Genomic DNA, 18,943 nt, shown 5'->3' with positions numbered 1-18,943 from the left:
TAAGCGCAGCGCGAGCCGGGGAAACAGGACTACTTCGCCGCCTGATGATACCCGCCGCCCAGCGCGGAGGTCAGCTGAATGCTGGCATCAAGCCACTGGCCGCGCAGGCGCAGCGCGGTGACGCGCTCCTGCAGCGCCGGCAGCTTCGCCAGGCTGACGCGCGAGCCGGAAATAATCCCGGCATTCATCCGCGCCTGGGCCAGCGCGACCATCCGCTGAGCATCTTTTTCAACCTGCTGCTGCTGCTGATTTTTCGCCATCAGCGTTTCCATCTGGCTGGCGGTTTTCGCCACCTGATTCACCGCATCGACCACCGCTTTGTTGTACTTCGCTATCGACAGGGCATTTTGCGCGCTGGCGATATCCAGATTCGCGTTCAGGCGGCCGCTATCAAAGATCGGCAGGGTCAGCCCGGCGGTGACGCCCATCTGCTGGGCAGAGTGGCGGAACAGATCGCTGAGATGCAGGGCATCCTGCTGCAAGAAGGCCATCAAGTTGATATCCGGATAAAACGCGGCTTTCGCGGCATCCACTTCGCTTAATGAAGCTTCGATATACCAGTGCGCGACCTGCAGGTCCGGGCGTCGCGCCAGCAGCTCATAGCCCAGTTGGTTGGGCATTTGCGCGCTGACGGCGGGTAAATCCGCCGGATGAAGATTCAGCGCCCGGCTCTGGCTGTTGGTCAGCGCCATCAGCCGCGCTTCGATCTCTTTCATATTGCCCGCTACGTCGGCGAGCTGCTGATCGGTTTTACTGACGTTAATATCGTTCTCTGCCCCTTCGGCCGAGTTGGTGATCCCGCGCTGGTACAGCGCAGTATCCACGGTAACGACATTATTCTGTTCGCGCTTCACCTGCGTCAGCACGTTTTTAATGGCCGCTTCGGTCTGCCACTGCCAGTAAAGGCGAGCGACGCTGCCGGCCAGCAGTTCGCGGGTCTGGGCTTCTTCGGCGACCTGGGCTTTGACTTCACCGATGCGCGCTTTCAGCAGCGCGCGGTTTTTACCCCACAGGTCCAGATCCCATCCGGCGGTCAGTCCGAAGGTGCCGTTGGTGTACCACGGCCCGGTGTTGCCGTCGGTATCGGTGGCAAACGGCCCCATCAGCCCCTCGGAGGACATTTTCTGTCGTTCGATATCGGCGGAAAAATCCAGGTTCGGCCCCAGGCTGGATTGCGACATCCGCGCCTGCGCTTCCGCCAGCCTGATGCGTTGTTCGGCAATCTGCATGTCCGGCGCATTGGCTAAGGCACGCTGAATCAGGCTATTGAGCTGCGGGTCATGGTAATCCTGCCACCAGTTGCTCTGCGGCCAGCCGTTTTTTACGGCGGCGGGCAATTCCATTGCGACGTGGGATGCCGGGGTCTGCTGCTGGAGCGGCTTGCCAGTATCGTGCGATGGCGCGCAGCCCGCCAGCGCGATAACCAGTGGCAGGCCAGCCAACGCGCGTTTGCTCAAAGTCAGGTTCATGAAATCGGTCAGGTGATTAAATAAGGTCGGGTATATTAAGCTACTTGCATCATTGCCGTTTAGTAAAGCGTGTGCCGTAACTATTAGCAGGCTAAAAATAAACTTCTCATGGAGTGATAATGAGTCAGAACATCTATGACGATCCCGCTTTTTTTGCCGGATACGCCACCCTCGATCGTTCGGTAAAAGGGCTGGAGGGTGCGCCGGAGTGGCCAACCCTTCAGCAAATGCTTCCACCGTTATCCGGTTTACGCGTCGTCGATCTTGGCTGCGGCTACGGCTGGTTTTGCCGCTGGGCCCGGGATCAGGGCGCCGCGCAGGTGGACGGGCTGGATCTCTCCAGCCGAATGCTGGAGCGCGCCCGCGAAATGACGGAGGGCGAAGGTATTCGCTATCGCTGCGAAGATCTCCAGACGCTTACCCTGCCCGCCGATAGCTGCGAGCTGGTCTATAGCTCGCTGGCGCTGCACTATCTGCCCGACGTCGCGCCCCTGTTCGCCACCGTTTACCGGGCGCTGACGCCTGGCGGCACGCTGCTGTTCTCCGCCGAACATCCCATCTACACCGCCCCGCCTCAGCAGGGCTGGCAGGTGGATGAGAACGGGCAGAAAAGTTGGCCGGTGAGCCACTACCAGCAGGAGGGCGAGCGCATCAGCAACTGGTTTGCCGACGGAGTGAAAAAACAGCACCGCAAGCTGTCCAGCTGGATAAACCTGCTGGTGGCCGCCGGTTTTATCATTGAGCATCTGGATGAGTGGGGACCGACGGCGGAGCAGATTGCCGCTCAGCCGGCGCTGGATGAAGAAAAAGAGCGGCCGATGATTTTTCTGCTGCGCGCGCGTAAGCCGGCGTAATACGCAAAATGGCCCGGAGGTTATCCGGGCCGAGGGTTTTAGCTACTGTCGCGCATTTCTGCCGGGTGGCGGTTAGCCGACGCAACCTCCAGACGATTACTCTTTTAAGCTGCCGCCGTTAGTGGCAATGACCTCTTTATACCACCAGAAGCTCTTCTTGCGACTGCGCGCCAGGGTGCCGTTGCCGTCATCGTCGCGATCGACATAGATAAAGCCATAGCGTTTGGACATCTCCGCCTTCGACGCGCTCACCAGGTCAATAGGCCCCCAGCTGGTGTAGCCCATCAGCTCAACGCCGTCCTCGATTGCCTCACGAACCTGCACCAGATGGTCGTTAAGATAGCTGATCCGGTAATCGTCGTTGATGCTGCCGTCGGCTTCCACCTTATCCTTGGCGCCCAGGCCGTTTTCCACGATAAACAGCGGCTTCTGATAGCGATCCCACAGCACGTTCAGCAGCGTGCGCAGACCGAGCGGGTCAATCTGCCAGCCCCATTCCGAGCTTGCCAGGTGCGGGTTCGGCACCATGCTGAGAATATTGCCGCGCGCTTTTTTGTTCAGCTCTTCGTCGGCGGTCACGCAGCCGGTCATATAGTAGCTGAAGGAGATAAAGTCGACGGTCTCTTTCAGGGCGGCGCGGTCGGCATCGGTGATGTCGAGGTTAATGCCGTTGTCGCGGAAATAGCGCAGCATATAGCCCGGGTAAGCGCCGCGGCACTGGACATCGCCAAAGAACTGCCAGCTACGGTTCTGCTGCAGGGTTTCAAAAATATCGTCCGGTTTGCAGCTGAGCGGATACATCAGGCCGCCGAGCAGCATATTGCCGATTTTGCCCTCAGGCACGATGTCATGGCAGGCCTTAGCCGCCAGCGCGCTCGCCACCAGCTGATGGTGAATAGCCTGGTAGACTTCCGCTTTGCTGCTGTCGGCCGGCAGACCGACGCCGGTCATCGGCGCGTGCAGGGACATATTGATTTCATTGAAGGTCAGCCACAGTTTGACCTTCGCCTGGTAGCGCTCGAACACCGTACGGGCGTAGCGCTCGAAGAAGCCAATCACTTTGCGATTGCCCCAGCCGCCGTAGTTTTTCACCAGCGCCCACGGCATCTCATAGTGGGACAGGGTTACCAGCGGAGTAATATTGTGCTTCGCCATTTCATCAAACAGCTTATCGTAGAAGGCCAGCCCGGCTTCGTTTGGCTGCGCCTCATCGCCGTGGGGGAAAATACGCGCCCAGGCAATCGATACGCGCAGGCAGTTAAAGCCCATCTCGGCAAAGAGGCTGATATCTTCCGGATAACGGTGGTAAAAATCGATGGCGATATCCTTAATGCCGCTATCGCCGGGCACGCGTTCTACCACATCGCCAAATACGCCGCGCGGCTGGACGTCAGAAGTGGTTAATCCCTTCCCGTCTTCCAGATAAGCGCCTTCAACCTGGTTTGCCGCGGTCGCGCCGCCCCATAAAAACGCCTGTGGGAATGTCTTCATTCATCTCTCTCCTGTGATTAACGGCTTACGGACAACAGCGGCTGACCGGCATCCACCGCGCTGGCGGAGACCATGTCGAGAGTACGAAAATCGTCGCTGTTGCTGATAATAATGGGCGTCGCCAGATCATAGCCGGCGTCCAGAATCGCCTGGCGGTCAAACTCCAGCAGCAGGTCGCCCGCTTTGATTTTGTCACCCTCTTTTACATGGGCGGTGAACGGCGCGCCATCGAGCTTAACGGTGTCGATGCCAACGTGGATGAGCAGCTCAATGCCGCTGTCGCTCAGCAGACCGATGGCGTGTTTGGTTTGAAAAATGGAGGCGACTTCGCCCGAGAACGGCGCGATAACCTTGCCCACTGAGGGAATAATCGCCACGCCCTGGCCCAACAGGCCGCTGGCGAAGGTACTGTCAGGCACCTGATCCAGCGCCAGCACGCTGCCGGTCATCGGCGCCAGGATGTCGTTTTCCGAGGCCGGCGCCACGACAACCGCAGCCTGCTCAGCGCTGCTGCGCGGCAGCCCGGCGACGAGGGTAAGCACGCAGGCGATGATTAACGAGGCAAACATCCCCGCCGCGCCGCCCCACACCGTAGCGTCAATGCCCTCCGGCGGGATCATTTGCGCCAGGGTGAAAATGTTACCGAAACCAAAAGAGTAGACGTGGCTGTCGCTAAAACCAACCATCGCGCCGCCGATGGCGCCAGCAACGCAGCCGAAGATAAAGGGACGGCGTAAAGGCAGGTTCAGACCATAAATCGCCGGCTCGGTCACGCCAAAGATCCCGGCGGAAACCGCAGAACCCGCCAGCACTTTTTGCCGCGCATCGCGAGTGCGCAGGAAAATCCCCAGCGCGGCGCCCACCTGGCCCATCACCGCAGGCAGCAGCATCGGCATCATCGAATCATGGCCCAGCACGGCGAGGTTGTTAATCATTAACGGTATCAGGCCCCAGTGCAGCCCGAAGATAACGCATACCTGCCACAGCGCTCCCATCGCCGCTCCGGCAAGCCAGGGCGCAACCTGATAGATAAGCTGATAACCATTGGCCAGCAGCTGGCTCAGCCAGGTGGCTACGGGGCCGATAATCAGAAACGTGAGCGGTACGACGACGGCCAGGCAAATCGCCGGCGTGAAGAAGTTCTTCATCGAGGAAGGCAGTATCGCGTTGCTGCGTTTTTCAATCCAGCAGCTGACCCACGAGGCGAGGATAATCGGAATGACCGAGGAGCTGTAATTGATAAAGGTCACCGGAATACCGAGGAAATACTCCGTCGCGGCGCCGGGAGCCATGCTGGCGTCAAACGCTTGAATCATCAGCGGATGAGTTAACGCGCCGCCGATCACCATGGTAATAAAGGGGTTGCCGCCAAATTTCTTGCCTGCGGTATAGCCGAGAAACAGCGGGAAAAAGAAGAACAGCGCATCGCTGGCGGCAAACCAGATTTTATAGGTCGCCTGCTGCGTCGTTAACCAGCCGCAAACCACCGCCAGCGCCAGCAAGCCTTTGAGGATCCCCGAGGCCGCCAGGACGCCGATAAACGGGGTGAAAATACCGGAAACAATGTCGATAAGCTGGCCGATAAGCGACACTTTTTCGCCTTTTACCGCCACCGGCTCACTGTCATCCGTCAGGCCGGCTTCGCTGCGCACCGCCAGCCAGACATCGTGCACGTGATTACCGATAACCACCTGAAACTGGCCGCCGCTTTCGACGACCATAATGACGCCAGGGTTCGCCTTCAGTCCTTCGGCATCCGCCTTCTTGCTATCTTTGAGCTTAAAACGCAGCCGTGTAGCGCAGTGAACCAGACTCACAATATTCTCTCTGCCGCCTACCCGAGTGAGAATATCCTGCGCGAGTGCTTTATATTCCATGCTGTTTTTCCTTACTTCCGCTGCCCGCAGGCATCGTTAACTGAGTATTAAAAATAAAAAAACCCGAGAACAACGCCGTGTAGGCGTTGCGCTCAGGTTTTGCCTGCGTAATGCAGTAACAATCCAGTTGTAGCGCGGGAGCTATGCGCCAGGCCCTATCGGCGCTTAGCGTCCCTCTTTTCTCACCCGCTCAATATGAATGGCGAGAAACATAATCTCTTCCGTCGTCAGTGGCCGCTGGTAGCTCTTTTGCAGGTGCCGGGCGACGGTTTCCGCACACTTCCACGCTTTAGGGTAGTTATCCTTTACCGCGCTGTGCAGCGTCACATCATCATCTTCGACCACCGTTCGCGTCAGCATGCGCTGGGCGAAAAACTTGAGGTGGGTGACAAAGCGCTGGTAGCTCAGCGACTCTTCGTCGTAGTTCAGCGTCAGCTGATACTTCACCAGTTGCAGGATCTCCTGCATGACCCGGGTCACGTGCATCACTTCCGGCATTTCGCTGTTGAGCTGCGCCGTGACCAGATGCAGGGCGATAAAACCCGCTTCATCTTCGGCCAGTTCAACCCCGAGCCTTTTGCTGACGATCGCCCGCGCCTCCTGCCCTAACTCAAACTCCTTCGGATACAGCCGCTTTATTTCCCACAGCAGCACATTCCGAATGGCGATGCCCTTCTTCTGCCGCTCAATCGCAAAGTGGCAGTGGTCGGTCAGGGTAATGTACAAACTATCCTGTAACTTACCGAGACGACCGCGCGCCAGATCGATGATCCGATCGCAGGTGGTCATCACTTCTAACGGTATCTGACTGAGTAATTCACCTAAACGGCCAACCAGTTCATCGCTCTGCAGCGCGAAGACCTTTTCAATTTTACTTTCATCAAGAGAGTCACCAACGCGTTTTTGAAAGGCAAGTCCTCGGCCCATGACTACCTGTTCACGCTGCTGCTCATCAACAACCACCACTACATTATTATTAAGTACTTTGGCGATTTGCATATGAACCCCAAAAACAAAAAAACCTGACCCCGACGGATGCCAGGAAATCAGGTTTTGCCTGCCGGAGCAGTAACAATCGGTAGTGAGTATTTCACTGTCCGCCGGGTAATCTCAATGGGACAAGCCAAAAATTGTGATGTAGGTCAGATAGTTTAGCTACGCCAGTCGTTAATCGTGCGCGCAATGCTGGTTGAATCCTGTAGGGTGCGCACCGCGCTGAACAGCTCAGCAGCCTCAAGGTATTCTTTACGCAAATAGCTCAGCCACTGTTTGATACGCGCGACGTGATAAAGACCGGTGTCGCCCTGCTTTTCCAGGCGGGTATATTTTTGCAGCAGTTCGACCACCTGCGGCCAGGGCATACGTGGTTCGTTATATTTTATCACCCGGCTCAGGTTTGGAACGTTCAGGGCGCCGCGGCCAATCATCACCGAGTCGCAGCCGGTCGCGGCCAGGCAATCCTGGGCGCTTTGCCAGTCCCAGATTTCACCGTTGGCCACCACCGGAATAGTCAGGCGCTGACGGATTTCGCCGATGGCCTGCCAGTCGATGCGCTCCGCTTTATAGCCGTCCTCTTTGGTGCGGCCGTGCACCACCAGCTCGCTGGCGCCCGCCTGCTGGACCGCATCGGCAATTTCAAATCGCCGCTCGCCGCTGTCCCAGCCAAGCCGTACTTTTACCGTGACCGGCAGATGGGTGGGAACCGCCTCGCGCATCGCTTTCGCGCCGCGATAGATAAGCTCAGGGTCTTTCAGCAGCGTCGCCCCGCCGCCGCTGCCGTTCACCAGCTTTGACGGGCAGCCGCAGTTGAGGTCAACGCCCCAGGAACCGAGCTCGACCGCGCGAGCGGCGTTTTCCGCCAGCCACTGCGGATACTGCCCGAGCAGTTGCACGCGCACGCGGGTGCCGGACGGCGTCAGGCTGTTGTTATGCAGTTCCGGACACAGCCTGTAGAACGATTTTACCGGCAGGAGCTGATCCACCACGCGCAAGAATTCGGTGATGCAGAGATCGTAATCATTCACTTCGGTCAGCAGCTCGCGCACCAGCGAATCGAGCACGCCTTCCATCGGCGCCAGTAATACACGCATATTGTTTATCATTGCCCGGAAAAAAGAGGCGCTATGTTAGCGCCTCTGGATGCGGGTTGAAAGGGGCCAATATCGGTTTTCCCGGCGGCGGCGCTGCTTCCCGGCTGGCGCTGCGTTTAGCCAGGCTACGCGACCACCGCTATCTGCGGGCCGGTAGCCCGGGTAAGGCGCCAGCCGCGCCCCGGGAAGTGCGCAGCCGCTTAACGCGCTTCCAGGCAGTTATCCTCTTTCCAGCCGTACAGCCACTCGATGCCGCGATAAAACTCGCTCTGGGTTTTGCCTTTCCACAGCAGATTGCGCACCTGACGCTCAACGCCGGCGGCGTGATAGACCCGCCCCATTTCCCGCGTCGACCAGACGATGCGCGCGGTACGCGGAATACGTACCGATTCATACAGCGCGAAAGCGCGGGCGGCGTCGCCGTCGCATTGCGCCAGCGCTTTACCCAGCGTCACCGCATCTTCCAGCGCCATACAGGCGCCCTGGGCCATATACTGCGCCACCGGATGCGCGGCATCGCCAACCAGCGTGATGCGGTCGTTGCCCCACTTCTCTACCGGCTCGCGGTCGGCGGTGGACCAGCGACGCCAGGAGGTCGGTTTGTCCAGCATCTGCCGGGGACGCGGGTGGATGCCTTTAAAGTAGGAGAGCACCTCTTCTTTACTGCCGTCGCGCACGCCCCACTCTTCCTGCTGCCGACTATGGAAGGTCACCACCAGGTTGTACTGCTTGCCGCCGCGCAGCGGATAATGCACCAGGTGGCAGTGCGGACCGGCCCACAGCACCGGCGCGTTGATGCGTAAATCGTCCGGCATATCGGCGGCGTCAACCACCGCGCGATAAACGACATGGCCGGTTACCCGCGGCGAATCGCCCAGCAGACTTTGGCGCACCACCGACTTACCGCCGTCGCAGCCGATCAGAATATCCGCCGTCCAGCTGTTGCCTTTATCATCAAACACCGTCACGTCATCGGCGGTCTGGCGGATATCCACTACCTGCGTCGAAGTACGGTACTCGACGGCCGGATGGGTCAGCGCCGCCTCCCAGACGGTGGCGTGGATATCCACCCGATGGATCACCGCATAGGGTCCGCCAAAATGGTCGCGGAAGGCCTGTCCGGTCTCAATATGCACCACCTCTTCGCCGTTGACCGCATCCATCATGGTGATATGGTCGGTAAACACCGCGCGCTGGCGGGCGACTTCGCCGACGCCGAGGCTGTCGAGCGCCGAGAATGCGTTTGGACCCAACTGGATCCCGGCGCCGATTTCGCCGATTTCATGCGCCTTTTCCAGCAGCATCACTTTGATGCCCTGGCGCGCCAGAGAGAGCGCCGTGGCCGCTCCGCCAATACCGCCGCCGACAATAATTGCTCGCATCACTTTTGCCATGTTGCCTCCTAAGCCGGGATCTTATCTTGTTGGTTTTCCGGCGCGGCGGCGATAAATGCCGGCAGCCGGGTACAGGCGTCATAAACCGCCTGGCAGCGCGGATAGTGGCTGAGATCGCAGCCCATCCTCAGGGCGTTGGCCCACTGCGGCACCAGGCAGCAGTCCGCCAGGGTAGGCGCATCGCCCACGCAAAAATCGCCGGATTTCGCGTGGCGCAATAGCTGCTCGACGGCGCTGAATCCCTGCTGGATCCAGTGCGCATACCAGCGTTTTTTCTCCTCTTCGCTTACCTTTAGCTCGTCGCCAAGGTAGCGTAAAACGCGCATGTTATTAATGGGATGAATATCGCAGGCGATGGCGTAAACGATCTCCAGTACCCGCATCCGCGCGCTGTCCGCCTGGGGCAGCAGCAGCGGCTGCGGATAGTGCCGGTCCAGCCAGTCGGCAATCGCCAGCGACTGGCCGAGAGATTCGCCTTTGTCGGTAATGAGCGTCGGCACCAGACCGACCGGGTTCAGCCGCCGGTACTCCAGCGCGTTCTGCTGGCCGATGCGGATGTTAACGCCGACGCTCTGGTAGTCGATGCCTTTCAGCGCCAGCGCAATCCGCACGCGGTAGGACGCTGAGCTATTAAAAAAACTGTACAGCTTCATCATTCACCTCACACCACGCGCACGGCGATTGGCGTCAGTCCATCGACGTTGCCGGTGATGACATCGCCTTTCACCACCGCGCCGACGCCTTCCGGCGTGCCGGTGAAAATCAGATCGCCGGGCTGCAGCTCAAAGAAACCGGAAAGATAGCTGATGGTTTCGTTAACCGACCAGATCAGGTGGCGAATATCGCTGCGCTGATGATCTTCCCCGTTTACCTGCAGCCAGATTCCGGCCTGGCTCACGTCCGCCGTATCCGCTTTATGCAGCGGCGCAATCGGCGCGGAAAGGTCAAAAGCTTTACCAATCTCCCACGGACGGCCCATCTGGCGCATCTCCATCTGGCGATCGCGGCGGGTCATATCCAGCCCCGTGGCATAGCCCCAGATATACTCATGGGCCTGCTCCAGCGGGATATCGCTTCCCCGCTTGCCAATCGCCACCACCAGCTCAATTTCGTAGTGATAGTTATCGGTTTGCGTCGGATACGGCAGGTTCAGCGTTTCTCCCGCGGCGACGGGCACCACCGCATCGGCAGGCTTGCAGAAGAAGAACGGCGGTTCGCGATCCGGGTCAAAGCCCATTTCACGCGCGTGAGCGGCGTAGTTGCGGCCCACGCAGTAAACGCGGCGCACCGGGAACTGCTCATCGCTGCCGACAACCGGAACGCTAATCGGAGCCTGGGGTGCAAAAACGTATTGAGTCATGATTCGATTCCTTATTCTTAATTTTTAATAACGCGCTTCGCGGAACAGGCCGAGCGCTTCCTGCACGGGACGGTCCGAAAAGCTGAATAACACGCTATCTTCGGCGGAGATAAAAGAGACGGCGTGCCAGGTCGGCACCACGAAGATATCTTTTGCCTGAAAAGCGAAGGTCTGTTCGCCAATGGTGACCTGGCCGCTGCCTTCCACCACGTGATAGACGGTACTGTCGGTGGTTTTCGCCGCTCGCGAGGTAAACCCTTTCGGTAACAGCTGCAGGAAGGCGCCCATCGACGGCATCGGGTAGCCGCCGGTGACCGGGTTGACGTAGCGCATCTTATAGCCATCCCACTCATCGGCATCGCCCATCCGCGTCAGATCGTGCAGCGCTTCGCGGCTGCGGTCGTAGCAATAGTTAAAGATGGGCGAAGAGTTACCGGACTGATGGCGCAGCGGCAGCATGTTGGCGGCGTAGCGCGGCAGATAATCCCCCTCTTTGCGGGTCACCGGCTGCTGATCTTGCGGATAGTCCTCCGCGAAGCCGCAGCCCAGATAGTTCACCAGCGGCAGATCGAGGCCGTCGAGCCAGATAACCGGTTCGTTGCCGGGGTTGCCGTGATCGTGCCAGCGCCACTGCGGCGTCAGAATAAAGTCGCCGGCGCGCATGGCAGTACGTTCGCCGTCAACGGCGGTAAACGCCCCTTCGCCTTCCACGACAAAGCGCAGCGCCGACTGGTTGTGCCGATGGCTCGGCGCCACTTCGCCGGGCATAATCAGCTGCAAACCCGCGTACAGCGAGGAGGTAATCGACGACTGCCCGCGCAGCGCCGGGTTTTCCAGCACCAGCACGCGGCGTATCGCCTCTTTCGCGCCAATCAGCTTGCCGCTTTCCAGCAGCAGCGGGCGAATCTCCTGATAATTCCAGTAAGCCGGCGCGCAGGTGGCGTTCGGCGTTTTCGGCACCAGATGGTGCAGCGATTCCCAAAGCGGCGTCAGGTTTTGCCCGGAAATATGCTGGTAAAACTGCTGACGGCCGTTATTTGCTTCCGTGGTGGACTGGGACATAAGCGTTCTCCTTATTTATTCACAATGCCTGCGGAAGGCAGCGCGGCGGGTACAGAAGTCGGGTTGCGGACGGCAAGCGTCAGCAGGATAAGCATCACGGCGCTCACAACGGCCGGGACGGCGATAACAAAAAACAGGGTATCGAATGAGAAATTCATCGCCATCATCACACCGCCGGAAAGGGAGCCAACGATGGCCCCGCAGCGGCCAACCGCGTTTGACCAGCTCACGCCGGTCGCGCGGCTTTGCGTGGGATACAGCGTTGCGGTTAGCGCATTCAGCCCCACCTGCGAGCCGCTGATGCCGATGCCGGTGCCGAAAATCGCCAGCGCCATCAGCCACAGGCCGTTCTCGCTCAGGCCAATCATGACGATACACACCGCCCCGAGGCCGTAGCTCAGCGCCAGCACCCGATAGGGATTGAAGCGATCCATCAGCACGCCGAGCAGCAGCGCGCCAAAGGTGCCGCCAATCTGGAAGGCGGCGGTGACCCACGAAGCGTGCTGTAAATCAATGCCCCGATGGTTTAGCAACGTCGGCATCCAGCTGGAGAGCAGATAGATAATCAGCAGGCTCATAAAGAACACCACCCATAGCATTAAGGTGATGGCCAACTGACGCCCGGCGAACAGCTGGCTGATACTGCCCTTCGCCCCTGCGGCAGGTTCATCAAGCCAGAAATGCGTGTCGTTATAGCGCTCGCCGGTAATGGCGCCGACGGTTCTGGCGATCGTCGCCTGCGGCAGCTGGCGACGGATCTGCCAGCGCGGAGACTCGGGAAGCAGAGGCACCAGCGCCACCGCCAGTATCAACGGTAAAACGCCGCCGAGCACCAGAATGCCGTGCCAGCCGATCAGCGGCACCAGCTGTGCGCTGACCACGCCGCCGAAGGCGGAACCGAGGGTGAACCCGCAAAACATCAGGGTTACCAGCGCCCCGCGCCGCCGGGCAGGCAAATATTCCGAGGTCATGGTGATGGTATTAGGCATTGCGCCGCCGAGGCCGAGGCCGGTCAGAAAACGCAGGAACACCAGCATTTGCAGATCGGGGGCAAACGCGGAAAGCAGGCTGAACAGGCCGAACAGGGCGACGCAAAACTCAATCACCCGTTTGCGGCCAAAGCGGTCGGAGAGCGGGCCGCAGAGCAGCGCCCCGGCGGTCAGGCCCAGCAATCCCGCGCCAAATAACGGCGCGAGGTCGCCGGCGGTGAGCTGCCAGTGGCTGCGGATATCCGGCGCGATAAAACCAATCGCGGCGGTATCAAAGCCATCGAGCATCACCACCAGGAAACAGCAGATAATCACGCGCCACTGTCGGGCGCCGACCGGCGCGGCGTTGAGCAGCTTCTGTAATTCAAGTCGTTGAGTCATCGTTATGCCTCAGTGCAGGTAGGGGTAGGTGTTGTATTTATTTCTTTTATGTTGCGAGTTTGTAACTCAGGCAATGAAATGTACAATGGTATTTCGGGCATAGACATAACCTGGAGGTTATCGCTAATGGCGGACTGGACGCAGAAACTGAAGCTGCACCATTTACAGATGCTGGTGGCGCTGGGGGAGCAAGGCAATCTCACGCAGGTGGCGAAAATGATGAACATTACTCAGCCCGCGCTCTCCAAATGGCTCAGCCAGTTTGAAGACGAAGTCGGCATGGTTTTGTTCGAACGCCATAGCAAAGGCCTGCGCCCGACCGAAGGCGGGAAGCTGCTGCTTCAGCACGCCCAGCGGCTGATTAACGATATGTCGCGTTCGCAGTATGAGATCGAGCGTTTTAAGCAGGGCGGACAGGTGGGCAGCCTGATGATTGGCTGTTCGCCGGTGGCGACCGACTGCGTCTCGCAGGCGATCCTCGAACTGCTCAAAGAGATGCCGACCCTGCACCTGAATATCGAAGAGAAGGTCATGACGCCGCTGCTTAACGATCTGCTCGCCGGCGTGGTGGATGTGGTTGTCGGACGCGTCGGCGGACGGGCGCTGGAGCTGCCGCTGAGCTACCGGGTGCTCTACACCGAACCGGTCTGCTTTGTCGCCCGTCCCGATCACCCGCTGGCCCAAAAATCGCGGTTAAGCTGGGCCGATCTCTCCCCCTGGCGCTGGATCGTCTGGCCCACCGGCACGCCAATTCGCCTGAGCATCGACAACGCGCTGGTGGATAACGGCGTGATGCTGCCGGAAAACACCATTGAGTCCGCCTCGATGAACGTCACCAGCAACCTGCTGCAGAGCAGCGATATGGTCTCAATTCTCTCCTTGCGTCTGGCGCAGCGCTACGCCGCCCAGCACCAGCTGGCGATTCTTAATTTGCCGCGCATTGAACAAAAAGGTAGCGTTGGGGTGTTCTGGCGAAAAAGTGAAACGCCGTCGCTGGCGCTGAGCCGGTTTCTGCACTGCCTGTCGCTGCAATCTACGCTCTGATAGCCGTCCGTTTTGCTGTTCCCCCTCTCTATTGCAGGTATGCGTAGAATTCATGATGTGATCGGTAGCACATTTTTGGCTTTAATTGTATGATGAATGCGGTTCATCAAGGGTTATTACCATGAGTAAATCACTGATTATTGTCTGGCAGTATCTGCGCGCTTTCGTGCTCATCTACGCCTGCTTGTATGCGGGCATTTTTCTCTCTTCGCTCCTGCCGATCGCCATTCCCGGCAGCATTATTGGCATGCTGATTCTGTTTTTTCTGCTGGCGCTGCAGATCATGCCGCCACAGTGGGTTAACCCCGGCTGCAACATCCTGATTCGCTATATGGCGCTGCTGTTTGTGCCTATCGGCGTCGGCGTCATGCAGTACTGGGATTTACTGCGCGCGCAGTTTGGCCCGGTGGTGGTGTCCTGCGCGATAAGCACGCTGGTGGTCTTTTTAGTGGTCAGCTGGAGTTCACACCTGGTTCACGGTGAGCGCAAAGTGGTTGGACAAAAAGGAAGTGAAGAATGATCCATGAAATCTGGTGGTCGCTGCCGCTCACTCTTGTCGTCTTTTTCCTTGCCCGCAGGCTGGCGGCGCGGTTTAAATTTCCGCTGCTTAACCCGCTGCTGGTGGCGATGGTGGTGCTCATTCCTTTTCTGCTGATAACCGGCATCTCCTACGAGCGCTATTTCCTCGGCAGCAAAATTCTTAACGATCTGCTGCAGCCGGCGGTGGTGGCGTTGGCCTTTCCTTTGTATGAGCAGCTGCACCAAATCCGCGCCCGCTGGAAGTCAATCATCACCATCTGCTTTATCGGCAGCGTAGTGGCGATGGTCACCGGCACCACCGTTGCCCTGTTGATGGGCGCAACCCCGCAGATTGCCGCCTCTATTTTGCCGAAATCGGTGACGACGCCGATTGCCATGGCGGTGAGCAGCAGCATTGGCGGGATTCCGGCGATCAGCGCGGTGTGCGTGATTTTCGTCGGCATTCTCGGCGCGGTCTTTGGTCACACCCTGCTGAACGTGATGCGCATCCGCACCAAGGCCTCGCGCGGCCTGTCGATGGGGACCGCATCCCACGCCCTGGGGACCGCCCGTTGCGCTGAGCTCGACTATCAGGAAGGGGCGTTCAGCTCGCTGGCGCTGGTGCTTTGCGGGATAATTACCTCGCTGGTCGCGCCGTTCTTATTTCCGCTTATTTTAGCGGTGGTTGGATAAATGTGATTTTAATCACATTTTTAAATGCAACACGAATTAGTTGCAGTAACAATGAGATGTTTATCACATATCCAGGCTGTCGCCCCCCGTACACTAGATTTCCATTACATTGTTATGAGGCAACGCCATGCACCCACGTTTTCAAGCTGTTCTTCCCCAACTGGCGGCGGACCTGCAAGCGGCCATCGCCCCGATGCTGACCGATCGGCATTTCCCGGCCCTGCTGAATGCAGACCAGGTTGCGGCGCTGCAAAGCGCAACGGGACTGGATGAAGACGCGCTGGCCTTTGCTTTGCTGCCGCTGGCGGCGGCCTGCGCGCGGGCCGATCTTTCCCATTTTAACGTCGGCGCGATTGCCCGCGGCATCAGCGGTACCTGGTACTTCGGCGGCAATATGGAATTTCTCGGCGCCACTATGCAGCAAACCGTGCACGCCGAACAAAGCGCCATCAGCCATGCCTGGCTGCGCGGCGAAAAATCCCTGCGGGCGATTACCGTTAACTATACTCCCTGCGGCCACTGCCGACAGTTTATGAACGAGCTGAACAGCGGCCTGGCGCTGCGCATCCACCTCCCCGGTCGCGAGGCGCATTCGCTGCAGCACTATTTGCCGGACGCTTTCGGCCCGAAAGATCTGGACATTAAAACCCTGCTGATGGACGAGCAGGACCACGGCTTCCCGCTCAGCGGCGACGCGCTGGCTCAGGCGGCGATTCAGGCGGCCAACCGTTGCCATACGCCTTACAGCAATTCGCCCTCCGGCGTAGCGCTGGAGCTGAAAGACGGCACCCTTTTCACCGGCAGCTACGCCGAGAACGCCGCCTTTAACCCGACGCTGCCTCCGCTGCAGGGCGCGCTGAATCTGCTGAGCCTCAACGGATACGATTACCCGGATATCCAGCGCGCAATTCTGGCCGAAAAGGCCGATGCAGCGCTTATCCAGTGGGACGCCACCGCGGCGACGCTGAAGGCGCTGGGCTGCCATAATATCGATCGCGTACTGTTAGGTTAGTCACATTCTGCGGGCCAAACGGCCCGCACTGTTGAAAATCCCCGCAATTAAACGACGGTTTCTTGCGCTTGCCCGACGGGTAAAGTAGCCTGAAGCTTCCCTCATCCACTATTGAGCCAGGTTCATGTTAAAGCGTGTGTTATACAGCCTGTTAGTCCTGTTCGGCTTGCTGCTGTTAACCGTGCTGGGTCTTGACCGCTGGATGAGCTGGAAAACCTCTCCCTATATTTACGACGAGCTGCAGGACCTGCCCTACCGCCAGGTCGGCGTCGTGCTCGGTACCGCTAAGTACTACCGTACCGGGGTTATCAACCAATATTATCGTTACCGGATTCAGGGCGCGCTGAACGCCTACAACAGCGGCAAGGTGAACTATCTGCTGCTCAGCGGCGATAACGCGCTGCAAAGCTATAACGAGCCGATGACCATGCGCCGCGATTTGATTAAAGCCGGCGTCGATCCGGCGGATATCGTGCTGGACTATGCGGGTTTTCGTACGCTCGATTCGATTGTTCGCACCCGTAAGGTCTTCGATACGAACGACTTTATTATCATTACCCAACGCTTCCACTGCGAGCGGGCGCTGTTTATTGCCCTGCATATGGGGATTCAGGCGCAGTGCTACGCGGTACCATCGCCAAAGGATATGTGGAGCGTTCGCCTGCGCGAGTTCGGCGCCCGCTTCGGCGCGCTGGCGGATCTCTATATTTTTAAACGCGAGCCGCGCTTTTTAGGCCCGCTGATCCCCATCCCCGCGCAGCAGGAAGTTCCCGACGGCGCGCAGTCCTATCCGGCGGTCACGCCCCAGCAGCTGCTGGAGCTGCAGAAAAAAGAGAAGTAGCCTCGTTATCTGGCAAAGAGGGGTTCATGATAAGCAATAAATGGCCGATGCAAAGGCGCGCATCGGCCATCTATTGAGGACGCTATTGCAAATCTTTACCGTATTTAGGAGAGCGAGGGCCGTACAGCATCCCTGCTGGCGCGGCAGGCGTGAGCAGTCGCGCATCGGCAATACCCGCGACCTTATAGCTTCTGTCGGTCATGGTGTTGACTATCTGGTCAACGGCCGCCTGGATAAGCATGCCTAAAAGCGAACCGCCGCTACCGTCACTTTCGCTGCTGGAAGCCACCGCGCTGCCTTTCCATAATAGTTTTCCGTTACGAATATCCACCAGCTCACCGGAAACGGCGACGCGGGTATCGCTGTTGATAACCTGATACGATGTCCCATATTCCGTGACCTTAAGATAGAGCACAGCGTCAGCGCCAAAAATTTCTCTTAGCTTTTGATGGCTGACACCGTGCATTTCTTCACCATTCACGACGCCATTTTGTTTAAAGGTGTTATCAACGACGGCAACAGGGAAAACATAATATCCCGCCTCGGCAAGCGGCAGCGTGACCTGCGAAAGGACCCCATAGCCCGCTTTAACGTCCGGTGATTCGTTTTTCGGCAGCAGGACCAGAATACTCTTCGGTTTACTCTGCCTGAATGCCGTGTAGTCATAGGATTTTTTCGGCGCGCAACCGCTCAACAGTAGGGTCAGTAATAAACCCGCGCATATTACATATAACTTTTTCATGCTTTGCCTCCCTGCATTTTCTTCAACAGAAAATCCATAAACTGGCTGGATTCAGGAAACAGCCGTTTCTCCTGTTCAAATTCTGTTTTTGCCAGCTCCGGATGACCGGTATCGATATATAACATCCCAAGATGCGCATGCAGTCCCGGAGGAACAGGAAGCGCCTGCGCCCGCGCTTTTTCAATATCTTTTTTTAATGTTTCGATTTGCTCTTGTGGCCCCATATCCAGCGCGTAATACTCATAAACCACAGGCTGATATTCATTCCAGCTATAGAGGGGTTTGGGGCTTGTCGCACAACCGCTTATCACCGCCACGGCGAGCAGAATTAAAACAGAACGGATAATATTCATTTTTAACATCCATATTATGATTTAAAGCGACATTTCACCGTACGCACACGGGAAATGTCGAAATCAGAACGATTATTTAGCCGGTGTCCACGCACCGCTTTCGATACCTGCAACCAGATTATTTACGGCTTCGCGGATAGCGAGATCCAACACTTTTCCGTTTAGCGTGGAGTCATAGCTGGCGGTACCGCCGAATCCGATCACTTCGCGGTTAGAAAGCTCAAATTCCCCGGCACCCTGCGACGAAAAAACGACTTCGGATGTCTGGACATTCACGATATTAAGATTGACTTTGGCATAGGCAATTTGGCTCTTCCCTCTTCCCAGGATGCCAAATAATTGATGGTCGCCGACTTCCTTGCGCCCAAATTCGGTCACGTCCCCCGTCACCACGTAGTCAGCGCCCTTCAGCGTCTGGCTGGTCCCTTTTATACTGGCTTCATTCTGCAACTCGGCCATATTACTCCGATCGAGAACATTGAATCGCCCGGTTTGTTGCAAATGTGTTATGAGAATTGTTTTTGACTGATTACCCAAACGATCGACGCCATCAGAGAATACGCCATTCATATAGCTGGAGCGGTTATCAAACTTACCCACTGAAATTGGGCTGCGAGCGCCGTGGTAAGGCGTATTCCAGGTCGTCACCTTAGCGACTTCGAGTGAGCGGGATGATTCTTTTGCACAACCGCTTAATAATACGAGGCTTCCGAAGCCTATCACAGCTATCATTTTCTTTAACATTCGAGGGTTCCTTTCCATTATCAAAACA

Annotated in this window: 18 protein-coding genes and 1 pseudogene; 6 read left to right on the top strand and 13 right to left on the bottom strand. The window is 57.9% G+C overall.

Features of this window, described 5'->3' with window-relative positions:
- Nucleotides 1-29: 29 nt before the first annotated feature.
- On the bottom strand, nt 30-1,469 hold the full coding sequence (gene mdtQ / locus GUC22_RS08065; protein WP_064342995.1) for a multidrug resistance outer membrane protein MdtQ: 1,440 nt from the start codon (nt 1,467-1,469) through the stop codon (nt 30-32).
- A 119-nt stretch (nt 1,470-1,588) separates the two neighbouring features.
- On the opposite strand from mdtQ, the gene GUC22_RS08060 reads away from it, so the two are divergent.
- Complete coding sequence (locus GUC22_RS08060; RefSeq protein WP_004138568.1) at nt 1,589-2,323, top strand: class I SAM-dependent methyltransferase; 735 nt, start codon at nt 1,589-1,591, stop codon at nt 2,321-2,323.
- A 96-nt stretch (nt 2,324-2,419) separates the two neighbouring features.
- Here GUC22_RS08060 and GUC22_RS08055 read toward each other — a convergent pair whose 3' ends face one another.
- From GUC22_RS08055 to GUC22_RS08015, 9 genes and pseudogenes are all read right to left on the bottom strand, one after another.
- Nucleotides 2,420-3,814 carry a glycoside hydrolase family 1 protein gene (locus GUC22_RS08055; RefSeq protein ID WP_004138567.1) on the bottom strand — a complete coding sequence of 465 codons (1,395 nt, stop codon included), beginning with the start codon at nt 3,812-3,814 and terminating at the stop codon, nt 2,420-2,422.
- Between the two features lie 17 nt (nt 3,815-3,831).
- Nucleotides 3,832-5,803: pseudogene (gene bglF / locus GUC22_RS08050) on the bottom strand (PTS beta-glucoside transporter subunit IIABC).
- Between the two features lie 53 nt (nt 5,804-5,856).
- Nucleotides 5,857-6,690, bottom strand: coding sequence for a transcriptional antiterminator BglG (bglG, locus tag GUC22_RS08045; RefSeq protein WP_004122830.1), 834 nt, complete (start codon nt 6,688-6,690; stop codon nt 5,857-5,859).
- Nucleotides 6,691-6,842: 152 nt separating this feature from the next.
- Nucleotides 6,843-7,781, bottom strand: coding sequence for a tRNA dihydrouridine(16) synthase DusC (gene dusC / locus GUC22_RS08040; protein ID WP_004138551.1), 939 nt, complete (start codon nt 7,779-7,781; stop codon nt 6,843-6,845).
- A gap of 200 nt (nt 7,782-7,981) precedes the next feature.
- Nucleotides 7,982-9,175, bottom strand: coding sequence for a 3-hydroxybenzoate 6-monooxygenase (locus GUC22_RS08035; RefSeq protein ID WP_024359203.1), 1,194 nt, complete (start codon nt 9,173-9,175; stop codon nt 7,982-7,984).
- 8 nt (nt 9,176-9,183) lie between these two features.
- Entirely contained in the window at nt 9,184-9,828 is a 645-nt protein-coding gene (gene maiA, locus GUC22_RS08030) for a maleylacetoacetate isomerase (protein ID WP_004870419.1), read from the bottom strand.
- Nucleotides 9,829-9,836: 8 nt separating this feature from the next.
- Nucleotides 9,837-10,535 carry a fumarylacetoacetate hydrolase family protein gene (locus GUC22_RS08025; protein WP_004870417.1) on the bottom strand — a complete coding sequence of 233 codons (699 nt, stop codon included), beginning with the start codon at nt 10,533-10,535 and terminating at the stop codon, nt 9,837-9,839.
- Between the two features lie 24 nt (nt 10,536-10,559).
- Nucleotides 10,560-11,597, bottom strand: a complete 1,038-nt coding sequence (gene gtdA, locus GUC22_RS08020) for a gentisate 1,2-dioxygenase (protein WP_154933424.1) — start codon at nt 11,595-11,597, stop codon at nt 10,560-10,562.
- An 11-nt stretch (nt 11,598-11,608) separates the two neighbouring features.
- Nucleotides 11,609-12,967, bottom strand: coding sequence for an MFS transporter (locus GUC22_RS08015; RefSeq protein WP_004870412.1), 1,359 nt, complete (start codon nt 12,965-12,967; stop codon nt 11,609-11,611).
- 126 nt (nt 12,968-13,093) lie between these two features.
- Here GUC22_RS08015 and GUC22_RS08010 point away from each other — a divergent pair, with 126 nt between their 5' ends.
- The 5 genes from GUC22_RS08010 to sanA all read left to right on the top strand — a co-directional run bounded on the left by GUC22_RS08010 (nt 13,094) and on the right by sanA (nt 17,076).
- Nucleotides 13,094-14,011 carry a LysR family transcriptional regulator gene (locus GUC22_RS08010; RefSeq protein WP_049085467.1) on the top strand — a complete coding sequence of 306 codons (918 nt, stop codon included), beginning with the start codon at nt 13,094-13,096 and terminating at the stop codon, nt 14,009-14,011.
- A 121-nt stretch (nt 14,012-14,132) separates the two neighbouring features.
- Nucleotides 14,133-14,531: a CidA/LrgA family protein gene (locus tag GUC22_RS08005; RefSeq protein ID WP_004122849.1), complete on the top strand. Its 399-nt coding sequence runs from the start codon at nt 14,133-14,135 to the stop codon at nt 14,529-14,531.
- Nucleotides 14,528-15,223 carry a CidB/LrgB family autolysis modulator gene (locus tag GUC22_RS08000; protein WP_024359205.1) on the top strand — a complete coding sequence of 232 codons (696 nt, stop codon included), beginning with the start codon at nt 14,528-14,530 and terminating at the stop codon, nt 15,221-15,223. The genes GUC22_RS08005 and GUC22_RS08000 overlap by 4 nt, the downstream gene beginning before the upstream one ends.
- Nucleotides 15,224-15,350: 127 nt before the next feature.
- Nucleotides 15,351-16,235, top strand: coding sequence for a cytidine deaminase (gene cdd, locus GUC22_RS07995; protein ID WP_024359206.1), 885 nt, complete (start codon nt 15,351-15,353; stop codon nt 16,233-16,235).
- Nucleotides 16,236-16,359: 124 nt separating this feature from the next.
- Entirely contained in the window at nt 16,360-17,076 is a 717-nt protein-coding gene (gene sanA, locus GUC22_RS07990; RefSeq protein WP_004122854.1) for an outer membrane permeability protein SanA, read from the top strand.
- Between the two features lie 82 nt (nt 17,077-17,158).
- Here sanA and GUC22_RS07985 read toward each other — a convergent pair whose 3' ends face one another.
- The 3 genes from GUC22_RS07985 to GUC22_RS07975 all read right to left on the bottom strand — a co-directional run bounded on the left by GUC22_RS07985 (nt 17,159) and on the right by GUC22_RS07975 (nt 18,915).
- Complete coding sequence (locus GUC22_RS07985) at nt 17,159-17,818, bottom strand: DUF799 domain-containing protein (RefSeq protein ID WP_024359207.1); 660 nt, start codon at nt 17,816-17,818, stop codon at nt 17,159-17,161.
- Nucleotides 17,815-18,171 (bottom strand): DUF4810 domain-containing protein, encoded by a 357-nt coding sequence (locus GUC22_RS07980; protein ID WP_004870406.1) that lies wholly within the window; start codon nt 18,169-18,171, stop codon nt 17,815-17,817. Before GUC22_RS07980 ends, GUC22_RS07985 begins: the two co-directional genes overlap by 4 nt.
- Before the next feature lie 72 nt (nt 18,172-18,243).
- Nucleotides 18,244-18,915: a CsgG/HfaB family protein gene (locus GUC22_RS07975; RefSeq protein WP_024359208.1), complete on the bottom strand. Its 672-nt coding sequence runs from the start codon at nt 18,913-18,915 to the stop codon at nt 18,244-18,246.
- Between the last annotated feature and the right edge of the window lie 28 nt (nt 18,916-18,943).

It is taken from the genome of Klebsiella sp. MPUS7, from assembly GCF_009905335.1.
GTDB classification, from domain to species: domain Bacteria; phylum Pseudomonadota; class Gammaproteobacteria; order Enterobacterales; family Enterobacteriaceae; genus Klebsiella; species Klebsiella grimontii.
The sequence above is the reverse complement of the archived record's forward strand: the minus strand, read 5'-3'. Positions and strand labels throughout refer to the sequence as shown.